Genomic DNA, 23,318 nt, shown 5'->3' with positions numbered 1-23,318 from the left:
AGCTCAGTCCAATTCTGACCTGACTTTGATGCCGACAAACCAAGAACCTGACCTTGTTGAAGGTTCGGTAAGTTGAGGGCTCGTAAAAAAGCAACTCAATTGTCTTGAGGAAAGATTAGGTATCTTCAAAACGCAATGTGTGACCAAAAGCCGGGTTCGCTATAGGTTAGAACTATGCCACGGAGTTCCAGTTGAATGTTCCTTGGGATAGAATCCTCGTGGAAAAATAAATATCTCAGCAATCACAGGTTTGTGCTGCGGTTTCGCTATCGCATTGTTCTTTCTGGTGCAGCACAGTACTGGATTGACTGTAAAAGTAACTCAAACGTAGGTATAGATTAAACAATGGCTAGAGCTAAACTCACACTCGCCCGCCTGGAAAGCCTGCTACTCACTGCATGCGACGACCTGCGCGGCAACATGGATGCCAGCGAGTACAAGGAATACATCTTTGGCATGTTGTTCCTCAAGCGCGCCAGTGATCTGTTTGACCAGCGCAGAGAAGAGATAAAGAAGGAAGGTCTAGCGGCTGGCTTGTCGGACGCTGATATTGCTCTCAATCTAGAAGACCCCGATCAGTACTCCGGTAAATATTTTTATGTGCCGCCTCGCGCCCGCTGGAACGAACCATGGGTTGATGATACAGGCGACGTGCAGCCAGCGCTCAAGCACGTCAAAGAAAACGTCGGCACAGCCCTCAATAAAGCACTGGAAGCGTTGGAAGAAGAAAACGTCGATGCCTTACAAGATGTGCTCAAGGGTACCATCAACTTCAACCGCAAAATTGGTCAGAACACGCTGGATGACGACACCTTGGTCGATTTCATCCAGAACTTCGAAAAAATCCCACTACACGATGACGATTTCGAATTCCCTGACCTGCTAGGAGCGGCCTATGAATGGCTGATTAAGCATTTCGCTGATTCGGCGGGTAAAAAGGCTGGCGAATTTTATACCCCGGCCGAGGTGGTGCGCATTTGTGTGGAAATTTGCGATCCAAAAGAGGGGATGAGTGTTTATGACCCGACCGTTGGCTCAGGCGGTATGCTGATCCAGGCGCGGGACTACCTGCGCGAGTGTGGGGCCGATGCTGCCGAGTTATCGCTCAACGGGCAGGAAAAAATGGGCACCACCTGGTCCATCTGCAAGATGAACATGCTGCTGCATGGCATCTCCCACGCCGACATCCGCAACGCTGACACCTTGGCCGACCCGCAGCACAAAGATGCAAACAACGAACTGCGCCGCTTCGACCGCGTGCTAGCCAACCCGCCGTTCAGCCAGAACTACGCCAAGACCAAATCCAAAGACGACGGCAGCGGTGCCAAGAAGAAAGAGCCCATCGCTTACCCCGGCCGCTTCCACGTCTGGATGCCTGAGAAAGGCAAAAAGGCTGATCTGATGTTTGTGCAGCACATGCTGGCCGTGCTCAAGAGCAATGGCCGCATGGCCACCGTGATGCCGCACGGCGTGCTGTTTCGAGGGGGTGAAGAGCGCGAGGCGCGCCAGTACTTTATCGAGCGGGGCTACCTGGAAGCCGTTATCGGCCTGCCCAGCAACCTGTTCTACGGCACCGGCATCCCCGCCTGCATTCTGGTGTTGAACAAAGACGGCGCCCAGCAGCGCGACCATGTACTGTTTATCAATGCCGACCGCGAATACCGCGAAGGCAAGGCACAAAACCACCTGCGGCCGGAAGACATCGACAAGATCGTGCATGCCTACCGCGATGGCAAAAATATCGATGGTTACGCCAAGCGCGTGCCGGTGGCCGACATTCAAGCCGAAGAATACAACTGCAATATCCGTCGCTATGTGGATAACGCCCCGCCACCGGAACCGCACGACGTGCGCGCCCATCTGCACGGTGGTGTACCCGTCAGCGAGGTCGATGCGCTGGGCCATTTCTGGCAGAACTACGCCGGCCTGCGCGACAGTATTTTTGTGCCTCGTGCCACGGCCGCACACGGTACTTGGTATGCCGACTTCGCAGCCGAGCTTAGTGACAAGCGTGATATTGCCCCGCACATCAACAGCCACACCAGCGTCACCCAGCGCCACGCCCAGTTCATGACCGATCTGGCTGACTGGTGGCAACAGCACCTGCCTGTGATCGAAGCGCTGGCGCCGGATACCGACAACCAACATGCCACAGGCCGTAATGTGTACGCCGTGCGCGCCACGCTGCTCGACAGCATCGAACGCACGTTTGCTGGGCAGCACCTGCTGAACCGCTATCAGGTACGCGGCGCGTTCGCTAATTACTACAAAGGGCTGGTGTCCGATTTCAAATCCATCGCCGCCAGCGGTTGGGGGCCGGAGCTGATCCCGGACGAAGACATTCTGCAAAGCCAGTTCCCGCAGGTATTGGCAGAACTGGAACAACAACACGCTCGCCTCGCGGAGTTGCAAGCCCTGTTTGCCGCTGCCAGTGAAGACGATTTTGAAGATACCGACGACACCGGCGTGCTGCCTGCCGATGAGGTGAAAACACTTAAAGACGAACTCAAAGAAGTCAACGCCGAGTGGAAGGCCCAGCTCAAAACCCTCAAGGGCGTAGCGGGCGACCTGTTTACCGAAATCAAAGTGGCTGGCTTGTTACCCAAGGGCGCGAAAAAAACCTTTTACTGCACTGAAGGTTTGGCCCAGGGCGATGCCCAATTTGGCAACGGCCAGCGCGTGCTCGACCTTGCCGCAGAGGTAAATCACAGCTCAACGTTTACGGCAGCTATTGAAGCCGCCATGGCTGCGGGCCAGCAAGCCAAGGCCACTTCTGAGCGCATCGAAGCCAAACTGACTACCCACAAGGCACTGGAAGATGAAGCCAAAGCTCTGAAAGCCGCCATCAAGTCCACCGAAGCGAAGAAGGACGATCTGGTAGAGCAGGCACGCCTCAAGATCAGCAAAGACGAAGCACGGCAGGTTATCGTCGAGCGTCTGGGCAAGCTGCTGTTCAACAGCTACCGGCAATACCTGCGGGCGGATCAGCGCGCTTGCATTGCAGCGGTTGAAAACCTGTGGGGCAAGTACGCCGTTACGGCCAAACAGATTGAAGCCGAGCGGGATGATGCGGCGAAGATGCTGCAAGGCTTTTTGGTGGAGTTGGGGTATGAGTGAGTGGAAAGCTCTCACACTTGGCCATCTCTCCACACAGAGGAAGGGCATCAATTACAAGTCAGAAGACTACGGAGACGAGCACTCTGGCCATCCGTTCATCACAATCAAATGCTTTGTAAAGGGTGGTGGCTACGAACCGACAGGGATTAAGTTCTACGATGGCTTCTCAACCACGGCCGATCATCTGTCGCCTGGCGATTTGCTTTTTTCAGTCACCGACCTGACTCGCGCAGGAGATATCGTTGGCAGCCCATTACGCGTCCCCGACTTTGGCAGCACAAAGCCGGCACTCGCTTCGATGGATTGTATGCGCATTGATCCGATAGCCAACCGCTGTGATAAACGATTCCTCTATCACAGCTTGATGCTCTCTGATGTGCGTCGGCAGATGGTCGCCTATGCCGCTGGCTCAACAGTTCTGCACCTCGACACGAAGAAGGTGCCCAGCATTTCAGTTCGCATTCCTGTGGACGTAAATCTGCAGTCAAGAATTGCCGATATTCTGGACAGCATCGACACCGCCATCGAAAAAACCGAAGCCCTGATTGCCAAATACCAGCAGATCAAGGCTGGCCTTATGCACGACCTGTTCACCCGTGGCGTGCTGCCCAACGGCCAACTGCGCCCGCCCCGTGAACAGGCCCCGGAGCTGTATCAGGAAACAGCGATTGGATGGATTCCGAGGGAGTGGGATGTCTGCCGAATTAGTGACTGCGGGGATGTAAAGCTCGGTCGACAACGCAGTCCTGATCAACATTCCGGGAAGTGGTCGAAGCCTTACCTTAGAGTGGCCAATGTTTTTGACGGATTCATCGACGTTTCCGATGTTCTTGAGATGGATTTCACTCCTTCTGAAAGGGAGACTTTCGCAGTCAATGATGGTGACGTTTTGCTCAATGAAGGCCAGAGCCTTGAGTTGGTTGGACGCAGTTCAATCTATCGTGGTGAGTCCGGTGTGTATTGCTTCCAAAACACGCTAGTCAGGTTTCGTTGCAACCCCGAAAACTTGCCTGACTTCTTCGCTCACTTATTCAAGAAGTTCCTTGATGAAGGTGCGTTTCAACGAATTGCAAAGCAGACAACGTCGGTGGCGCACTTGGGCGCTGACCGATTCGCCAAGATGATGTGCGTCAAGGTAGCCAGAGATGAGCAAGGGAGAATTTCAGAGCGACTGACAGTTGTGGACAACCAGCTAGCAAAACTCAGAGATCAACATGCGAAGCTTGGGAAGCAGAAGCAAGGATTGATGCACGACCTTCTAACCGGCAAAGTGCCGGTCAAGGTCGAAACACCCGAGGCAGTCGATGGTTAACCACTATCCCAACCTCAACCCACAGAAAGCGCTTATCTGGCGCATTGTCCACCGCGACAATCTGCCGTGGATTCTGGATAACGGCGTGCATTGCAAAAGCGCTGCCGTGCAGGACCCGAACTTTGTGCCCATTGGTAATGCCGATTTGATTGATCGGCGCACTCACCGAGGGGTGCCGATCGCACCGGGCGGGGTGCTCTCCGATTATGTGCCGTTTTACTTCACACCCTTTTCGCCCATGATGTACAACATCCATACCGGGCGCGGCGAGGTAACAAAGCGGCGCAATGAGGACATTTGCATTCTGGTGTCCACGCTGCACAAGGTGCACCAGTTGGGTTTGCCCTTTGTGTTTACCGATCGGCACGCCTACCCGCCGCTTGCTCGGTACTTTAATCGCATTGAGAGTTTGCATGAAATTGATTGGCCGCTGTTGCAGGCCCGCAATTTTCAGCGCAACCCGGATGATCCGGAGCAGATTGAGCGCTACCAGGCCGAGGCTTTGGTGCATCACCATTTACCGGTCGCTGGGCTGGTGGGCATCATCTGCTACACAGATAACGTTAAAAACACACTCGACAACCAGATTCAAGCCAGAGGCTTGACCATGGATGTTCGGGTGATGCCACAGTGGTACTTCTGATGATTACATACACACAAGGCAATTTACTGGAAGCCCGCGCCGAGGCACTGGTGAACACCGTGAACACCGTCGGGGTGATGGGCAAAGGCATCGCGCTGATGTTCAAAGAACGCTTTGGCGAAAACTTCCGCCTGTACGTGGCTGCATGCAAAGCCAAAGAGGTGCAGACCGGCAAAATGTTCGTCACCGACGTGTATGAGCTGGATGGCCCGCGCTGGATTGTTAACTTCCCCACCAAACAGCACTGGCGCGCCAAGTCGCAGATGGCGTGGGTGGTGGAAGGCCTGCAAGACCTACGACACTTTTTGATTGAACAACAGGTGAAATCCATCGCCATCCCGCCGCTGGGTGCTGGCAATGGCGGCCTGGAGTGGGATGAAGTGCGCAAGCAGATTGAGCGGGCCTTGGGTGATTTGGACACCGATATTCAAATATTTGAGCCCACCCTCCAGTACCAGAACGTGGCCAAGCGTACCGGGGTAGAAAAACTGACCCCGGCCCGCGCGCTGATTGCCGAACTGGTGCGCCGTTACTGGGTGCTGGGTATGGAATGCAGTTTGTTGGAAATACAAAAACTGGCGTGGTTTCTGGAGCGCGCCATCGAACGCTATAACCCGAATGACAACCCGCTCAAATTACAGTTTGTGGCGCACAAATATGGCCCCTATGCCAACCGGCTCGACCACCTGCTGAACAATCTGGATGGCAGTTATTTGCATGCCGACAAACGCATCAGCGACGCCGACCCGCTGGATGTGATCTGGTTTGACGATGAACGCAAAACCCTGGTGCAAACCTATCTGAATAGCGAGGCCAAAGCATACAGCCAAGCACTGGAAGCGACTGCCGCGCTGATTGATGGCTTTGAATCGCCCTTTGGTATGGAGCTGCTGGCCACCGTAGACTGGCTACTAACCCGCGAAGGCGTTGCGCCCACTGTGCCGGCCTTGCGTGAAGGGTTGCGCCACTGGCGCGGCGGCGCAGATGCGGCAGCCCGTAAAGACCGGCTGTTTGACGACCGGGCGCTGGGCATTGCCCTGGAGCGCCTGACCCAACCGGCCACGGCGCTGATGTGAGGGCGATGACGTGAGCGAATACACGGAGGTTGAACGCCCCTTTTTACAACAACTGGCCGAGCAAGGGTGGACGGTGATCGACCAGGGCACCGGCGTGCCACATGACGCAGCCCCAAGCCTACGCGGCAACTTCCGCCAATGGTTATTACCAGAGGTGTTCGACCGCGCCGTAAGCACCATCAATCGTACCGACGATGGACGGGAATGGCTGACAGCGCGCCAACTGGAAGAACTACGCAGCCAATTGTTACGCCACCCCAACCGTACGCTATTGGAAGCCAACGAGGCGGTGCAGGCGCTGCTGTTTAAAGCGCAAGCTGATCTGAACGAGCTGACCGGCGAAGCCGACCCAGTGGTGCGGCTGATTGACTTCCATAACCCCGAGAACAACCAGTTCCACGCCATCAACCAGTTCCGTATTGATACACCCGGCTGCGTGAAGGCGTTTATCATTCCCGACATCGTGTTGTTCGTGAACGGCATCCCGCTGGTGGTGGTGGAATGCAAAAAGGGTTCGGAAACCTGTGCTAACCCGATGCAGGAAGCCTTTGTGCAACTGCAGCGCTACATGCGCCGCCGCAAAGAAACCGAAGCCTCTGGCCTGAAGGAAGGCGAGCCCCGGTTGTTCCACAGCAGCCTGATGCTGGTGCGTAGCTGTGGCCTGGAAGCCGACTACGGCACCATCACCTCGGGCGAAGAACATTTCTATGCCTGGAAAACGCTCCACCCCGCCGACGATGCCGCACTCGAAGGCCTGAATGCCCAGCAGCAGTTAATTGCCGGCATGTTGAACAAGGCCAACCTGCTGCAGATTTTGCGCACCAGCGCGGTATTCATGGATACCGACGGCGGCCCACGGGTAAAGGTGGTGTGCCGCTATCAGCAATTCCGCGCGGCCAGCAAGATCGTTGAACGCTTGCGCACGGGTGAAACAGCCACCGAGCGCAGCGGTGTGGTGTGGCACACGCAGGGTTCGGGTAAATCCCTGACCATGGTGTTCTTAGCGCGAATGCTGCGCGCCAGCCGCGACCTGGCCGACTACAAGATCGTGCTGGTGAACGACCGGCAAGACCTGGAGGAACAACTGGGCGACACCGCCACGCTGATTGGCGGGCGGGTGAATGTGATCGAAACCCGGGCGGGGCTGCGCCAGCACCTGGCGACAGACAGCTCGGACATCAGCATGGTGATGATCCACAAGTTTCAGGAGCACAAGCAGACGCTGACCAACACGGTGGCGGAAGCCTTGGGTACATACTTGGCCATGCCTGCGGGCAAGACTTTCGGCGTGGTCAATACCTCGGATCGCATCATCCTGATGATCGACGAGGCTCATCGCACCCAAAGCTCAGACCTGGGCGACAACTTGTTCGAGGCCTTCCCCAATGCCACGCGCATTGCCTTCACCGGCACGCCATTGATTACCGAGCGCCACGGCGAAAAGAAAACCCACAAGCGTTTTGGTAAGTACATCGATACCTACCGTCTGATGGATGCGGTGGAGGATGGCGCCACGCTGCAAATTCTCTACGAAGGTAAAACCGCCGACAGCGCACTGAACGAAAAACACGCGTTCGACGAAGCTTTTGAAGATCTGTTCCGCGACCGCAGCGAAGAAGAGCTGCTGGCCATCAAAAAGAAGTACGGCGCGACCGGCGACATTCTGGAGGCCGAGAACCGCATCAATGCGATTGCGCGTGACATGGTGGCGCACTACGTCGACAACATCTTGCCTAACGGATTTAAGGCGCAGGTGGTGTGCCACTCGAAGCTGGCGTGCATCCGCTATCAGAACGGTATCAAGGCCGCATTGGCAGAGCGCTTGGCCCGTGAGGAGGACAAGGCCTCGCCGGATAGCGATTTGATTCAGCGTCTGCGTTTTCTCAAGACTGCTGTCGTGGTGTCGTCGGACGGCACCAATGAAGCGGCCTACATCACCCAGGCGCGCAAAGAAGCCCAGCGTATGAACGCGGTAGAGAACTTCTGCCGCAGCTTTGACTTTGAAGACCCGGACAAGGAATACACCGGCATTGCTTTCCTTATCGTGTGCGACATGCTGCTCACTGGCTTTGACGCACCTATCGAGCAGGTGATGTACATCGACAAAAAACTGCGCGAGCACACCCTGCTGCAAGCCATTGCTCGTACCAATCGGGTGAAGAGGGGCAAACAACGAGGTTACATCGTCGATTATATCGGCCTGGCTAACCACCTGACCGACGCCTTAACCCTCTATGCCGCCAGCGATGAGTTACAAGAACTGCACGATGGAATGAGAAATCTTGCATCGGAACTGCCTGTGCTGGAAGAGCGCTACCAGCGGTTGCTACAGCATTTCACGGCGTTGGGCATCAAACAGATTCAGGCCTTTGTGAACGGCGAATTGCCCGATCTGGATGCCGAAGCCGCCGTGGTGCATGAGGCGGTGAAGGCGCTCAAGGATGACAAAAAGCGCGCTGACTTTGAGGTGTATCTGAAGAAGTTCCTGATGAGTTTGGACATCATCCTGCCTAACGTATCTGCACAAACCTATCGTGTGCCTGCCAAACGCTTCGGCTACATTTTGCAGGTGACCAAAGAACGCTATAAGGACAGCAGCCTTGATTTGGGCAGTGCGGGTGAAAAGGTGAAGGCGCTGATCAACGAGCACCTGATTAGTTTGGGCATCAACCCCAAGGTGCCGCCGGTGGAACTGTTGGCCGAAGACTTCCTCGACAAATTGGCCGCCCACGCAGGCCAAAACAACGAAGCCAAAGCCAGCGAAATGGAACACGCCATTCGCAAGCACTGTACCGTTCACCATGATGAAGATCCGGCCTTCTACAAGAGCCTGTCAGAAAAAGTGGATGCGCTGATCGAGAAACACCACGACGAATGGGAGCTACTGGCCGAAAAGCTAGCTGAGCTGCGCAAAGAAGCCATTGCAGGCCGCCAGCAAGGCGAAGAAGGCATGAGCAAAGAAGCCACAACTTTTTACGAATATATTGTTCAGCTTGGCTTCTCCAGCGGTTCAGTCAATGATGAAGACAAGCCTGCCTTTAAGGCGCTGATGGAAACCACGGTGGAAATACTGCAAGAAACCATTGCCAGCATCGATTTCTGGCAGAACCCCGACAAACAAAAACGCGTGCGCGGCCTGATCAAGACCGAGATTGCCAAAACGGGTATTGAAGAGCTGAAGCTCAATCGTGAGCGCGTGGCTGTCGAAGTCATGAAACTGGCAAGAAACCGCCACGATGAATTGATTAACATGGCACGAGCGGGGAGCGAATGATGCAACTACGCCAACATCAATTGCGACAGATACGAGATATTGAATATCATTTACTACCCGGGTCTGATCGGCAGACCACGGATATCGTGATCGAACGCGATGGCATCATTACTGTTCGCCCGCCGAAACGGATGTCACCCGAGCAGGTAGATGCAACCGTATTCGCCAAACGCATGTGGATCTACCGTAACCTGGCCGAGTGGCGCGATCTCAACGCCACTCGAGTTACTCGGGAATGGGTCAGCGGCGAAAGCTTTCTCTATTTAGGTAGTCGCTACCGTCTTCAATTAGTGGCCGAGCAGGATGAGCCATTGAAGCTGAAAGAAGGGCGATTCTGTTTGCTGCGTGAGTTGGTTGAACATGGCGGTCAAGATGCAGCACACCAAGTGTTTGAATCCTTCTACCGAGCCAAAGGTTTGCCTCGCCTGCAAAAGCGGGTAGCTTACTTCTCTGCAAAGGTTGGCGTGACGGCGGGTGATATATTCATTAAAGACCTCGGCTACCGATGGGCATCGTGCACCAAACGCGGTGATCTACATTTCCACTGGAAGTGCCTAATGGCCCCCTTAACCATCATCGACTACATCATTGTTCACGAGCTTTGCCATCTTCACCATCGTGATCACTCCGATGCATTCTGGAATGAAGTGGATAAGGTGCTCCCGGATTTCAGAGAAAGAAAAGAGTGGCTGAGACGACGCGGTGCAGAGTTGGATATTTAACGCAAACGTAGCTCCTGCCAAGGTGCTGTAAGCCCTGCTTCAACGGGGGAACTACAGCCTGGATTTGATTGGCAGTGAATCAGATACAGTATGCTGCATTCTTTTGGTCCTAATCCGGCAACAGTCTGATGAGGTCTGAGCTATGGCAAATAGGCTGAACAGCGAACTGCCAGGCCTGTTTAAGGAATCGCCGTTTTAGGAGGGAGCGCTTGATGAGTGTTGTTAATGACGATCGAATTGGCCTGATGATTTTGGGCGATGCGGATGCGTTTGAGTTGAGTTTTACTCCATTGGTAGAAGATGTCACTGACCAACCGATGCTGGCATTCCCTTGTATGGTTGATGTGCTGCCGCAAAGCTTGCTTGAACCGCTGAAGACGGTATTGGATGGCAAAATGCTGGAGGGGAACATAATGTACGACTCGGATGAGCCTCTTATCGCTGCGCCAAGGCAGTTGAAAGCCGTCATGGAGGGCATGGGCTATACCGTTATACCCTCGCCGGAATATGAACGCCTGGAAGCGCGGGAATCGCAGCAGAGTATAGAGCCGCTAGACGATAGGGTCTATTAGTCCAAACCTGAGCGGCACCCCATACCCTCGACCGGGCCATCTGCATAGACAGTCGGATAAACCCTTTTCCCATTCGAGTAGCTCCTCTCCAGAGAGCGGCTCTCACCAAGCCGTTACCTCATTAATTGCGGCATTGTCCACCAGCGATATGAAAATAGGTGAGACATCGACCCTACAGGCTTACTGGTTGTAGGCCTGGATATTGCGTTGTGACACTCGTTCTAACCTGCATTTTGTAATCCGCTGAAAGTGGCTTTCATTTCAAACCCTGGGCTCACGCCAGGGGAGTGGCTTGATTGGGTGATCACAAAAAGTGATCACTCGCTGGTGGACGAGCTTTTTTGATCACTCACTTGCACCAGTAAAAATTTAAACCGTTGAAAAAAAGCAGTAATTACCAGGGCGGCTTGATCAGAAGTTGCGCCAGCAGGCTAGATGATCACAAAAAACATAAGACGGTTAACCTTTTTGCAACATATTTTGTTGCAAAGCTACGATTCGTCGGCGAAATGATGGAACGGGCTGAAAGCCAGCGAATTTATCCTTTACGTTTAATGCGGCTAAAGTAATAACCTTTGGCGGCGCCTGGCTTGCCCTCTTTCGTGGCATTTTTAGCGAGATAGCTGAGTCTGAACAGGGCTGCCTGGAAGCTTTCAGGTGAATGACGTTCAATCATATAGCCGCAGTTTTCAGGAAAATGAGCATTGATGTCTACCACCAATTCCACGGCGTGTCGCACAATGTCGAAGGTAGTATTGGTGCTATCGGCGTTGTGGCCATTGAGTAGCACAAAACAGTGATAATGGCATTTGTCGTCAGTGGTGTTCTGTTCTCTTACCCAGCCGAAGTCCACGGACGATTTGTAGTGTGACTTCAGTGATTTGACGACAAAGCTTCTAAGTTTGCTGATTTCATGATTGTGAGGTGATGAGTCGTATAGTGAAATATCGAAACGGATCATGTAAACCTTAGAATGCCGAGATAGGAAAGCGTCTAGCTGGTCGTATAGCCTGTTAAGCAGTGGTCGATTGATCCCTTCGGGAAATGACATGATTTTCCAAACGCGTCCTTTTATCACGACGTCTTCCGTTGGTGTGTTAGCATGCGACAGCGCTGACTCAGTACCTGGTGAAATAGTCACAGCAGGTCTTTTCATAAAAGCTTCGGACATAATAATATTTAATTACCTAGCAAAAAATCGCACTAACAAACTTGTAGCCTGCTGTTTTACTTGTGTTTTGCTGGTGTTTTTTTCAATTTATTCAGTTCGAGAACCCACTGGAACAGCCCAGGTTGTCTCACGTCTGCGTTAAGAAAAGGGCAACGCATTGCCCTCGAACCATCGACTGGTTAACGCTTCGCTTGACGCTCCCAGCGTTGATACTCTGATTCCCGTACCATCCATCTGTTTTGGTCCTTAAAGGCTTTGGGCGCATCCTGGCCCTGTTGCAGCCATTGCCTCACGGTTTTAGCATTCCGGCCCAGTCGCTTGGCGATCTGAGCGCAGGTCAGCACAGGCTCAACGGTATGGGTTGCCGCAATGATTTGACATAGACGGGGTTTCTGTGTGTGTTTGCCGTTGGCCTCGGTTGATTGAGTCATTGATTGCCCTCCAGGTGCTTCAGATCCACCACAGGGCAGGCACGCAGCCATGCGACTATTTCGCTTAGCTTCCAACCGTTGGTATGCGCGTTTAGCTTGATGCGTTTGGGGAATCGGCCCTCTCGCTCCAATTGAAAGGCTTGTGCTCGACTTACCGATGTAATGAATCGGCGCTGTTGCTCATTTATGACAATGTCGTTGGGTTCAGACTCTGGCGTAAAGAAGGATGTATCCATTGGTTTCTCCTCGGCTTCAAAGGGATGTTGGCGTTTGCGTCGAGGAGTTTGCTTAAGATGCAACTAAAAACTAAATTTTCGGGGATTTTAGCGTTTTGAGGTCGAGTTTGGGCTGGTGGGGGTGTTATTTGTGGTCAATAAGTGAAGCATGTTGGCTGGTGGCTTTTGGCCACCAGCAACGTATTGGTGGATTAGTTAAGGGGGAGGTTGCCCTGGTCGGACTGCCAGCGTTTAAATTCATCCGGGCACCAGCCCAGGGTGCGTTGATTGCGACGAATAGGGGTGATGAGCTTTTGTGCTCTAACCCATCTATGTACTGTGGCCCGGCTCTTTTGCAGTATCGCGCACATCTCAGCGATGCTTATCAGCGGAGTGATGTCTAAATCGAAGGAGGAATTCACGCGATTGTCCTGCATCACAGCGCCTTCCCTGGGCTGTCTTTTGAGATGACGGCCTCTCTTGACTTGACCCAATCGAGTAGCTCGGAGAGCAACCATCCCACAGAGCGATTTGATATTCGTCTACGTCGAGGGAACAACCCTTTGCGTTCGAGTTGAAAGGCCTCGGCTCTGCTGACAGAAGTAATGAGTCGACGCTCTTGCTCTTTGACTATGCGGTCGAACACACATTCACTGGCCGTGTCTGTATCCATCATAGCTAAATTAACGTTTGTCATTCGTTTCCCCTCGTATTCATTGCGCTTGATTGCGCGGGAGTGATTGTTGAGGGCGGGGCAAGCAAACACGAAATTTTCGGGGGTTTTAGCAAATGAGCTTAAAACGTATCAGCCAAAACTTTTTGCATGACATTTTTTAAGGGCCAAAACGACGGGCAAATAGGAGGGGCAACAAAACGGTGGGGGTACATATGGGGGTACATATACGCAAAAACGGGCTTTTCATCGCTGAAAAGCCCGTTTTAATACAACGAATTAAGAATGAATTCTTAGTTCATGCCGTACTTTTTCAGCTTCTTGCGCAGGGTGCCACGGTTGATACCCAGCATGTTGGCTGCGCGGGTTTGGTTACCGCGGGTGTGTTGCATGATGATATCAAGCAGAGGGGCTTCAACTTCGCAAAGCACCATTTCGTAGACTTCCTGGGCTTCCTGGCCATCCAGCTGGGCGAAGAAGTTGCTAACAGCGCGCTTAACGGCATCACGCAGCAGTTGCGGCTTGATGGTGCCGTTTGCGGTTTCGATTTTGCCTACGGTAAGCGGATGAGCTTCAGTGTGAGTTGTCTGATCAAACATTCGTATTCTGCTCTTTATTGATACTGTATTAATTCGTCGAAATAACGTTCCACAGCGGAACGTTGCTCGGCAGCGGTTTCCAGCGTATTAAACTGGGAACGGAAATCACGCTGCTGTTCCTGATCCAGGTACCAGCCTATATGCTTTCTGGCGAAACGGATTCCCTTGAATTCGCCATACAGGTCATACAGTTTGGAGAGATGTTCGAGCATCACGCGACGCTTTTCTTCATCTCCCACCGGTGCCAGTTGCTCCCCGGTATCGAGAAAATGCTGGATCTCTCTGAAAATCCAAGGCCGTCCCTGGGCACCCCGTCCTATCATCAGGGCATCGGCACCGGTGTAGTCGAGCACGTAACGTGCCTTCTCCGGACTGACGATGTCCCCATTGGCGACAACAGGAATCGAGACACTCTGTTTGATGGCGCGGATGGTGTCGTACTCGGCATCGCCTTTGTACATGCACTGCCGGGTACGGCCGTGAACGGCCAACGAGGCAATGCCACAATCTTCTGCTATCCGGGCGATTTGAACACCATTCCTGTGTTCCGGTTCCCACCCCGTGCGAATCTTCAGCGTGACCGGCACCTCGACTGCGCCTACCACGGCCCTGAGGATTTGCTCCACCAGGTCGGGGTATTGCATCAGTGCCGAACCGGCCTGCTTTTTATTCACTTTTTTTGCCGGGCAGCCCATGTTGATGTCGATGATCTGTGCGCCTTGCTCCACGTTGAAGCGGGCGGCCCAGGCCATCTGTTCGGGGTCGGCACCGGCAATCTGCACTGAGCGTATGCCTTCCTCTCCCGAATGTGCCATGCGCTGACGGCTTTTGTCTGTATCCCAGAGTTCGGGATTGGCAGACAACATCTCTGACACGGCCATGGCAGCACCATAGCGCAGACAGAGATTTCTGAACGCCTGATCGGTGACACCTGCCATTGGTGCCACGATCAGCTGATTGGTCAGTTGATAGGGTCCAATTTGCATTGTTGCGTTTCACCTTGTGCGTCAAAGGGGCGCTATAGTACGTCTTTTTGTGAGGGAAAAAAAGGTCAATAAATGACCTGAGCACAACTTTTTTGCTTGACTTTTACGGGGCGGGGTTTCCCGCCCCAATGCGGGTTGGCGCGCCTTTTACAGCGATTTGCGTACCCCTGTCAAGCGGCTCCAGTCGTCTTTGTGGGCAGGTTCGTCCATGTCAAACCACTGGGCGTAACATTCACGGATTTCTTCGGCCTGCTCTTTGAGCAAACCCGAGAGGGCTAACTTGCCGCCGGGCTGAACAAGATCCTGAATAAGCGGCGCCAGTTCGCGCAGTGGGCCGGCCAGAATGTTGGCGACCAGCACCTCGGCCTTGAGACCGGCGGGTTGGTCTTCGGGCAGATACAGGGCCAGACGGTCTTCTACCTGATTACGCTGGGCATTGTCGCGTGAGGCGTCGATGGCCTGATAGTCGATGTCGATACCGGTGGCTTTGGCAGCGCCCAGCTTAAGGGCGGCCACGGCGAGGATGCCTGAGCCACAGCCAAAGTCGATAATCTCTTTTCCGGCCAAATCCAGGCTGTCGAGCCACTCAAGGCACAGGGCCGTGGTGGGGTGGGTGCCGGTGCCAAAGGCCAGGCCCGGATCGAGGATCACGTTAACGGCCTCTGGGTCCGGCACGTCGCGCCAGCTTGGGCAAATCCACAGGCGCTTGCCGAACTGGATGGGGTGGTAGCTGTCCATCCATTCGCGTACCCAGTCTTTGTCTTCGATTTGTTCAATCTTGTATTTGAGCTCGCTGCCGAGGAAGGGCTGCGCCTTGAGCAGTTCCACCACCGGGGCCAAATCGAAGTCGGCATCGAACAGGGCCACCACCACGGTATCGTTCCACAGCGGGGTTTCGCCCAGCTTGGGTTCGAAAATGGGTTGGTCTTTACCATCTTCAAAGGTGATGGAGACAGAGCCTTCCTCCATCAGCAGATCGCTGATGACATCGGCGTGATCGCTGCTTGAATGCAGGCGCAATTGGATCCAGGGCATGGATAATCCTGTGGCTGAATGGGAAAAGCCCTATTCTACCCCACAAGCGTCTGGCTGGCATCAAGGGTGACGATAAGGCCACTTGTGGCACCTTATCGTCACCGTGATTGTCACCTTATCGTCACAGCAGGTGGGTTAGTTGGCGCTGACGAAGTCGTCCATCAGCAGCAGGTTGGCAGGCATGGCGCCGGGGTTATCCACGGCCAGGGCCGAGTATTTGCCAAGGGCGGCCAGGCTCAGGGTTGGGGTTTCAATCGCCACCGTTTTGGTGCCTGCGGCCGTGACGCTGACCACGTAGTCACCGGGGGCCACACTGACCCAACCGGTAGTCGCCTTGTAGGCCACATCGGTGAAGGCTGGGGTCGCGTTGTCTATCATGCCGTCTGCGGTGACATAAATGTCCACATTGCCCACCGCAGGATGGGCGTGGGTGAGGCGCAGCTGCGCTTCGGTGGCAACCCGGCGGCGGCTGTCATCCAATGGCAGGTACTCCAGGGGCACATCGGGCGACTCGGTGGCCAGGGTGCCAATGGCGGCCACGGTGACCATCTGGTTGGCGCTTAAGGCAAGCGTCTCACTGATGCCCACTACGCTGTTGTCGCTGGTCAGTACGGTATCAACCTGATACTCGCCGGGTTCAATGTTCAGATAGTCACTGGCCTGACCAAAGGCGGCACCACTGAGGGCATCTACCTTGGTGCCATCGGCCAGAATATCCACCTGGGGGACATCGGCAGCGCTGTGGGCAACCCGGACGCTGGCCTCGGTGCGCTTGTCATTGAACACCAGGGTATCTGTGCCGTTGTTGGCAAGCAGCACCACAGGAGAGGTGGCGACACCTGTGTTTGGCAGGGCGGCAATAAACCAGTCCTGACCGGCATCGAGTTGTGGCAGGTCAAGGTCATAGGCCACCGTGCCCGCCCCTTCGCTGCCCTGTGGCAGTACCAGCCTCACCTGATAGCTGCCTGCGGCGACTTCAATGGGTTGGGTGTACTCACCGTAACCCAGGGTCGCGGCGCTGGCGCCAAGCTCAGCACCGGGCGCAGTAAGGTGCACATCCACTGTGGGGGCGTTGGGGGCGGCATGGACCACCTGCAAGCGGATATTGCCACTGCTGATGGCCTGCTTGGGATTGGCAATTACCAGCAGTCCCAGGTCGTTGTCGCTGTTGTTGTCCTCTGCCACTGTGCCGTGGGCAAGCACCGTGTACTGGGTGTCGCCTGCGAGAGCTGCATCATTGAGTGACAAGACTTCGGCTGCGGTGCCATCGGGCAAAACGGCATCCACGGCCAGATCGTAACTGCCTTCTGTGACGTCGATAAAGCCACTGCCCTGCAGGTAGTCGACCTTTTCAAGCCCGGCAAACAGCGCGCCATTGGCTTTGATATTGACCATGGGGGCATCGGCACTACCGTGGATTACCCGCACTGAGGCCAAGGCCGCGGGTGTTTCAGGCTCGGTTGTGTGTTTGTCATCGTCGTCTGAACAGCCGAAGATGAATGTGGTTGCCATTAGCGGTAAGATGATGCCAGTGATCCTTTTCATGTTGTTTCCTCTTAGCTGGTGATTGGCGTTATTAACTACGAGTAACGGCATGAAACAGGATCACTTTTTGCTCATTAATTACCCCTTTAGGGGTGGTTTTTCGTGTTGCTGCTTATACTTTTTTGTTTTAAAAGCCATTTAACGCCATGATTTAATGCGGTTAAATGGTATGACCTCTGTTTGTTTTTCGCCCTTTGTTTGTGATCCGCTTCCAATAATGACCACAGTGGCGGTGAGATGCCTCACGCTTTGCTTCTGCCCGTCTCGCCACAGTTTTTACAGCTGATATTGTGTTCTCCTCGGTAATGTCGCCCGGGCGCGGCACAGGGGAAGAGGCAAGCATGAACAGCGCACGAACACTCACAGAACACACGTTAAACCCACGTACGGCAGGGCACCCCTGGTCGGCGCGTGCCGATAAGTTGCAGAGCCTTACGGGACTCATGCTGGGGGGCTTTTTACTGCTGCATATGCACTTTGAGTCGAGCATTCTGCTGGGCAAAGAGGTGTTTTATCAGGTGGTGCAGCTGCTGGAAGGAGGCATGTTTTCCAGTACGGGCCACGGCTTTCCCTGGGTGACCAAGGCGTTCTCTGTGCTGGTGCTGATAGTGGTGTGTCTGCATGCGGCATTGGCCCTGCGCCGCTTCCCGACCCAACTTGGTCAGTGGCGCCTGCTGCGCTCCCATCTGGGCTCCATCGCCCACAAGGATACCCACGCCTGGTTTTGGCAGCTCGTTACCGGTTTTGTGCTGTTTTTCCTGGTGCCTGTGCACCTGTTTACCATGATTTTGAATCCCGAGATTGGCCCCCATCTGTCGGCCGAGCGCGTGTTTCATGACAACGCCTGGGTGCTCTATGCCCTGTTGCTGCCGGCGGTGGTGGTACACGCCATGATTGGTCTTTACCGGGTGTCGGTGAAGTGGGGCTGGGTGGTGCGTCGCAGGCCGCTTCGCAAAGTGGTCAAGCTGCTTATCGTCTATCTTTTGTGCTTGGGCACATCGAGCCTGGTGGCGTACCTGCTGATAGGTGCCAGCCTCACATTGCCGGTCACGCCCTTCTCACCGGCGGGCTAAGCCAAACTGGCATGACCTCTGTGCCAAAGGGTGATGCAGATCCTGATTCAGCAACAGATGAATTAACGAACATTGTGTTGATTTGCATCAGGGTTTAGCTTGGTTTTGTGAGCGACATTGGCACTCATAACCGACACAAGAATAACAGGTAAAGAGGGATGAACATGGCTGGCAAACTGGACATAAGACGCTGGAGTGGCGTGCTGGATTTGGGGCAGAGCATCAGCGGGGTGGTGCTGGCACTCTTTCTGTGGACCCACTTATTGCTGGTGTCGTCCATTTTGCTGGGGCCCGAGGCCATGACCTGGGTGGCCCGCAATATGGAGCTGGCCTTTTTGTCTGACGATGGCCATGGCTATCCCTGGGTGGTGAGCCTGATAGCCATAGGCGTGGCGGCCCTCGCCGCCTTTCATGTGCTGGTGGCCATTCATAAATTACCCCTGAGCCTGCGTCAGCAAAGGGCACTGAAAAGCCAGATGCAGGTGATCAATCACAGCGATACCCGCCTGTGGAGCTGGCAGGCCGGTACCGGCATAGTGATTTTAATGCTGCTGCCTGTGCATCTGTGGCTGGTGGGCAGCGCCCCCGAAACCATAGGCCCTGTGGGCAGTGCCCAGCGAATTTGGGGCGAATATGGGTATGTGATTTACCTGCCGCTCTTGCTCACCGTTGAGCTTCACGCCGCCATTGGTCTTTACCGGGTGGCGCTTAAGTGGGGCGCGGCGCGGGATCTCAATACACGGGCAAGATTAAGAACCATCAAGACGGTACTCAGTGTGCTGTTTGTGGGTATAGGGCTGGCAGCCTTGCTGGCCTTTATTCCCCACACTCCGGCGTAAGTCGTAAAAAGTGTTAAAAATAAGGCAGATAACTGCCACTGATTAAGCTGTACTTTGCAAAAGTGTGCCAAGGAGTAAACGTGAAACTCATTTATACAGACTGTCTTGTGGTGGGCGCGGGCCTCGCGGGCCTCAGGGTTGCCATCGCCGCCAAAGAAAGGGGCCACGATACCTTGGTGTTATCCCTCATTCCGGCCAAGCGCAGCCATTCGGCTGCGGCCCAGGGCGGTATGCAGGCGAGTCTGGGGAATACGGTCAAGGGCCTTGGCGATAATGAAGATGTGCACTTTCAGGACACGGTAAAAGGCTCTGACTGGGGCTGTGACCAAACCGTGGCGCGCATGTTTGCCCACTGTGCCCCCAAGGCGGTGCGGGAGCTGGCCAACTGGGGCGTGCCCTGGACCCGGGTGACCAAGGGCCCCCGTGAAGTGGTGGTGAATGCCGAGCGCATTACCATCGAAGAAGCCGAAGCCGCCCATGGGCTGATTAACGCCCGCGACTTTGGTGGCACCAAAAAATGGCGCACCTGCTACACAGCCGATGGCACCGGCCACTCGCTCTTGTATGCGGTGGACAACAAGGCCATTTCCCTTGGCATTCCGGTACACGAGCGGGTCGAGGCGCTGTCGATTATTCACGATGGTGAGCGCTGCCATGGTGTTGTGGCCCGCTGTCTTATCACAGGCGAACTGCGTGCCTACATCGGCAAGTCCACCACCATAGCCACCGGTGGCTATGGCCGTATTTATGAGGTGTCTACCAATGCCATCATCTGTGAGGGGATAGGTCAGGCGCTGGCGCTGGAGACAGGTGTTGCCACCCTGGGCAACATGGAAGCGGTGCAGTTTCACCCCACCGCCATTGTGCCCGTGGGCATTCTCACCACCGAAGGCTGTCGCGGTGACGGTGGTTTGCTGCGTGACAAAGACGGTTACCGCTTTATGCCGGACTATGAGCCGGAAAAAAAGGAACTCGCCTCCCGCGACGTGGTGTCGCGCCGCATGACAGAGCATATGCGCAAGGGCAAGGGGGTCGACAGCCCATACGGCCCGCACCTGTGGCTGGATATCACCCTGCTCGGGCGAAAACACATTGAGACCAACCTGCGGGAAGTAAAAGAAATCTGTGAAAACTTCCTCGGCATAGACCCGGCGAAGGATTGGATTCCGGTGCGGCCAACCCAGCACTACTCCATGGGCGGTATCCGCACCACACCCACCGGCCAGAGCCCCCAGCTCAAGGGCCTGTTTGCGGTGGGAGAGGCCGCTTGTTGGGACATGCACGGCTTTAACCGCCTCGGTGGCAACTCGCTGGCCGAAACCGTGGTGGGCGGCATGATCATCGGCAAATACGTGGCGGATTTTTGTGACGACAACGACCTGGTGCTGGATACCGGCCTGGCCAAACGTTATGTGGACAAGGTGCGCGCCGAAATCGATGAGCTGATTGAAGGCAAGGGGACTGAGAACCCCTGGGAGCTCAAGTATGCCATGCAGCGTGTGATGATGGACTATGTGGGCATTTTCCGTAATGGCCCCGAACTCGACGAAGCGGTGAAACAACTCAAGGCGCTGCTGGCGCGCTCGGTCAATCTGGGAGTGAGCTGTAAAAAACGCCATGCCAACCCTGAGCTGGTGGAAGCGCTGCGGGTACGGCGCATGTTGAAAGTCGCGCTCACCGTGGCCTGCGGCGCTGCGGCCCGCACCGAGAGCCGTGGTGCCCACGCGCGGGAAGACTTCCCACAGCGCAACGACAAAGACTGGCTGTGCCGTACTCTGGCAAGCTGGCCCGATGCCAATGCCCTGGAACCGAAGCTCAGCTACGAGCCGTTGGACGTGATGCAAATGGAGCTGCCACCGGGTTATCGCGGTTATGGCGCCGACAATGCCATCGCCCACCCGGATACTGCCAAGCGCGAGGCCGAAATTGCTGAGCTGCTTGCTGCCCTTGGCCCCAATGCCAGCCGTGAAGCACGCCAGCAGGCCCTGATGCCGTTTGAGTTACCCGAATCACTGACACCGGCCAACGAACGACTGGCCGACCGCCTCAACGGGCTGGTGAACACTGAAACCACAGGCAGCCCATCTATGCCCAACATTGCCGGAGACGATAATTCATGAGCGGCCGCATTCTGACATTCAATATTTTCCGCTTCGACCCTCAGGACGCCGGTGATAAGCCCAAAATGGTCAAGTACCAGTTGGAAGAGACCAGTGGCATGACGGTGTTTATTGCCCTCAATAAGCTCCGTCAGGAGCAGGACCCCTCGCTGCAGTTCGACTTTGTGTGCCGCGCCGGGATTTGTGGCAGCTGTGCCATGGTGATCAACGGTTTCCCCACGCTGGCGTGCCGTACCCTTACTGCCAAGTACCCCAAGGGGGAAATCACGCTGATGCCGCTGCCGGGCTTTGAGCTGATTGGCGATCTGTCGGTGAACACCGGCAAGTTTATGCGTGAGCTGGCCGAGCGTTTGAAGCTGTGGCTGCATCCCAAGAGTGACGATTTGAATATTCACCGGCTGGAAGACCCCATGGATCCGGAGGAGGCCGCCAGGCTGTATGAGCTGGAGCGCTGCGTGGAATGTGGGGTGTGTGTATCCGCCTGTGCCACCAAGCAGATGCGCGATACCTTTGTGGGGGCCGTGGGCATGATGAAGATTGCCCGATTTGAACTCGACAGCCGCGATGGTCGCAGCGCCGATGACTTCTACCATGTGATTGGCAATCAGGACGGGGTGTTTGGCTGTATGACATTGCTGGGCTGTCAGGACAATTGCCCCAAAGACTTGCCCCACATGCAGCAAATTGCCTATCTGCGCCGTAAGATGGCCTCGACCCTGCTGTAACTGTGGCTGACCCGTAAGCCCGCGCCGGAAATTCCCGCGCGGGCTTTGTTTTAGGGTTAATTTGGGGTTAGTGTTAGCCGGTAAATATCAGGCGAGGATTGCAATTGCTGACCACAGATTTAGCGCTGTTTGTTCGGGTGGCAGAGGCCGGCAGTATCAGTGCGGCCGCCGCCGAACTGGATATGACGCCGGCATCGGCCAGCGCCGCCATCAAGCGGCTGGAAAAACAACTGGGCTCGGCGCTTTTTATCCGTACCACCCGCAGCCTCAGGCTGTCACAGGCAGGTGAGCGTTATCTTGGCCATTGCCGCGAGGCGCTCAGCGCACTCGAACTGGGCCGCATGGCGCTGTCCAGCGAGCGCGGCACTGTGGAAGGTACACTGCGGATTTCGGTGTCGTCGGATTTTGGCCGCAATATCTTTTTGCCCTGGCTCGATGAGCTGATGGAACAGCACCCTGGGCTTGAGGTACAGCTGGAGCTGGGAGACAAGGTCAGCAGCCTGTTTCGCAGCAATATCGATGTAGCACTGCGCTATGGCATGCCCCAGGACTCGGAAGCGGTGGCCTTCTCCATTGGGCACCTGTATCGTCAGCTTGCGGCGTCACCTCTGTATCTGGCACGGGAGGGCACGCCTACCACGCCCGATGAACTGGCTGCGCACCAGTGCCTGCTGTACAAGCGTGCCGACAAGACCCACGATCTGTGGCACTTTTTCAGTGGCGACGAAGAGCACAGGGTGCGTGTCAGTGGCAGACGCAGTTGCAACGATGCCGAAATCGCCCGGCGATGGGCCGTGGCGGGGCAGGGACTGGTGTATAAATCGCGGCTGGATTTGGCCACCGACTTACTCGATGGTCGACTGGTCCCCTTACTGACGGAATACGGCACCGAGCCGCTGGAGCTCTATCTGCTTTGCCCCGGACGGGCGCAGGTGACGCCGGCGGTGCTGGCCCTGCGGGATATGTTAAGGGCCAAGGTGGCTGAGCGTTTGGCCCAACTGGATAAGGCTATGTTGGATAAAGCCATGCTGGATAAGGCAATGACGGGCAGTGCAGCCTCTGATGAGGGATGGGGTTGAGTCCCAGGCTTTCAATCAGACCAGAGCCAAGGCTCAGCCCGGGTAGAGATTAAAGCAATAAAAAAAGCCGCTCATTGAGCGGCTTTTTTACGGGTTGGCTTTACCTGAACA

Annotated in this window: 20 protein-coding genes; 12 read left to right on the top strand and 8 right to left on the bottom strand. The window is 55.2% G+C overall.

The window, feature by feature from the left end; genetic code table 11:
• The first annotated feature begins 420 nt into the window (after window positions 1-420).
• The 7 genes from JQC75_RS16565 to JQC75_RS16535 all read left to right on the top strand — a co-directional run bounded on the left by JQC75_RS16565 (window position 421) and on the right by JQC75_RS16535 (window position 10,716).
• A complete protein-coding gene (locus JQC75_RS16565) occupies window positions 421-3,117 on the top strand; it encodes a type I restriction-modification system subunit M (protein WP_239002031.1) in 2,697 nt (898 codons plus the stop codon).
• On the top strand, window positions 3,110-4,429 hold the full coding sequence (locus JQC75_RS16560) for a restriction endonuclease subunit S (RefSeq protein ID WP_203325116.1): 1,320 nt from the start codon (window positions 3,110-3,112) through the stop codon (window positions 4,427-4,429). Before JQC75_RS16565 ends, JQC75_RS16560 begins: the two co-directional genes overlap by 8 nt.
• A complete protein-coding gene (gene darT, locus JQC75_RS16555) occupies window positions 4,422-5,072 on the top strand; it encodes a type II toxin-antitoxin system toxin DNA ADP-ribosyl transferase DarT (protein ID WP_203325115.1) in 651 nt (216 codons plus the stop codon). Before JQC75_RS16560 ends, darT begins: the two co-directional genes overlap by 8 nt.
• Window positions 5,072-6,148: a type II toxin-antitoxin system antitoxin DNA ADP-ribosyl glycohydrolase DarG gene (gene darG, locus JQC75_RS16550; protein WP_203325114.1), complete on the top strand. Its 1,077-nt coding sequence runs from the start codon at window positions 5,072-5,074 to the stop codon at window positions 6,146-6,148. Before darT ends, darG begins: the two co-directional genes overlap by 1 nt.
• Before the next feature lie 10 nt (window positions 6,149-6,158).
• Window positions 6,159-9,422, top strand: a complete 3,264-nt coding sequence (locus tag JQC75_RS16545) for a type I restriction endonuclease subunit R (protein WP_203325113.1) — start codon at window positions 6,159-6,161, stop codon at window positions 9,420-9,422.
• Entirely contained in the window at window positions 9,422-10,144 is a 723-nt protein-coding gene (locus JQC75_RS16540) for a M48 family metallopeptidase (RefSeq protein WP_203325112.1), read from the top strand. Before JQC75_RS16545 ends, JQC75_RS16540 begins: the two co-directional genes overlap by 1 nt.
• Window positions 10,145-10,356: 212 nt before the next feature.
• Window positions 10,357-10,716: a hypothetical protein gene (locus JQC75_RS16535; protein WP_203325111.1), complete on the top strand. Its 360-nt coding sequence runs from the start codon at window positions 10,357-10,359 to the stop codon at window positions 10,714-10,716.
• A gap of 538 nt (window positions 10,717-11,254) precedes the next feature.
• Here JQC75_RS16535 and JQC75_RS16530 read toward each other — a convergent pair.
• The 8 genes from JQC75_RS16530 to JQC75_RS16495 all read right to left on the bottom strand — a co-directional run bounded on the left by JQC75_RS16530 (window position 11,255) and on the right by JQC75_RS16495 (window position 17,371).
• A complete protein-coding gene (locus tag JQC75_RS16530) occupies window positions 11,255-11,872 on the bottom strand; it encodes a YagK/YfjJ domain-containing protein (RefSeq protein ID WP_203325110.1) in 618 nt (205 codons plus the stop codon).
• Between the two features lie 442 nt (window positions 11,873-12,314).
• Entirely contained in the window at window positions 12,315-12,554 is a 240-nt protein-coding gene (locus tag JQC75_RS16525) for an AlpA family phage regulatory protein (protein ID WP_203325109.1), read from the bottom strand.
• A 191-nt stretch (window positions 12,555-12,745) separates the two neighbouring features.
• Entirely contained in the window at window positions 12,746-12,970 is a 225-nt protein-coding gene (locus tag JQC75_RS16520) for a helix-turn-helix transcriptional regulator (RefSeq protein ID WP_203325108.1), read from the bottom strand.
• Window positions 12,970-13,206 (bottom strand): AlpA family phage regulatory protein, encoded by a 237-nt coding sequence (locus JQC75_RS16515; RefSeq protein WP_203327258.1) that lies wholly within the window; start codon window positions 13,204-13,206, stop codon window positions 12,970-12,972. The genes JQC75_RS16520 and JQC75_RS16515 overlap by 1 nt, the downstream gene beginning before the upstream one ends.
• A 293-nt stretch (window positions 13,207-13,499) precedes the next feature.
• Entirely contained in the window at window positions 13,500-13,805 is a 306-nt protein-coding gene (gene fis / locus JQC75_RS16510) for a DNA-binding transcriptional regulator Fis (RefSeq protein ID WP_011761333.1), read from the bottom strand.
• 14 nt (window positions 13,806-13,819) lie between these two features.
• On the bottom strand, window positions 13,820-14,791 hold the full coding sequence (gene dusB, locus JQC75_RS16505) for a tRNA dihydrouridine synthase DusB (protein ID WP_203325107.1): 972 nt from the start codon (window positions 14,789-14,791) through the stop codon (window positions 13,820-13,822).
• Window positions 14,792-14,938: 147 nt separating this feature from the next.
• Entirely contained in the window at window positions 14,939-15,826 is an 888-nt protein-coding gene (gene prmA / locus JQC75_RS16500) for a 50S ribosomal protein L11 methyltransferase (protein WP_203325106.1), read from the bottom strand.
• Between the two features lie 135 nt (window positions 15,827-15,961).
• The gene (locus tag JQC75_RS16495; protein WP_203325105.1) at window positions 15,962-17,371 is read right to left on the bottom strand and encodes a DUF4397 domain-containing protein; all 1,410 of its coding nucleotides are present in this window, start codon (window positions 17,369-17,371) and stop codon (window positions 15,962-15,964) included.
• A gap of 341 nt (window positions 17,372-17,712) precedes the next feature.
• Between JQC75_RS16495 and JQC75_RS16490 the strand changes: the two genes are divergently transcribed.
• The 5 genes from JQC75_RS16490 (at window position 17,713) to JQC75_RS16470 (ending at window position 23,207) form a co-directional block, all read left to right on the top strand.
• Complete coding sequence (locus tag JQC75_RS16490) at window positions 17,713-18,444, top strand: fumarate reductase cytochrome b subunit (protein WP_203325104.1); 732 nt, start codon at window positions 17,713-17,715, stop codon at window positions 18,442-18,444.
• A gap of 164 nt (window positions 18,445-18,608) precedes the next feature.
• The gene (locus tag JQC75_RS16485) at window positions 18,609-19,283 is read left to right on the top strand and encodes a fumarate reductase cytochrome b subunit (RefSeq protein ID WP_203325103.1); all 675 of its coding nucleotides are present in this window, start codon (window positions 18,609-18,611) and stop codon (window positions 19,281-19,283) included.
• Window positions 19,284-19,363: 80 nt separating this feature from the next.
• Window positions 19,364-21,403, top strand: coding sequence for a fumarate reductase flavoprotein subunit (locus tag JQC75_RS16480; protein WP_203325102.1), 2,040 nt, complete (start codon window positions 19,364-19,366; stop codon window positions 21,401-21,403).
• Window positions 21,400-22,128, top strand: a complete 729-nt coding sequence (locus tag JQC75_RS16475; protein WP_203325101.1) for a fumarate reductase iron-sulfur subunit — start codon at window positions 21,400-21,402, stop codon at window positions 22,126-22,128. Before JQC75_RS16480 ends, JQC75_RS16475 begins: the two co-directional genes overlap by 4 nt.
• 104 nt (window positions 22,129-22,232) lie before the next feature.
• A complete protein-coding gene (locus JQC75_RS16470; RefSeq protein WP_203325100.1) occupies window positions 22,233-23,207 on the top strand; it encodes a LysR family transcriptional regulator in 975 nt (324 codons plus the stop codon).
• The last annotated feature ends 111 nt before the right edge of the window (window positions 23,208-23,318 follow it).

It is taken from the genome of Shewanella litorisediminis (assembly GCF_016834455.1).
Lineage (GTDB): Bacteria > Pseudomonadota > Gammaproteobacteria > Enterobacterales > Shewanellaceae > Shewanella > Shewanella litorisediminis.
Note: the sequence above shows the minus strand (reverse complement) of the source record. Positions and strands in the feature narration are given on the sequence as shown.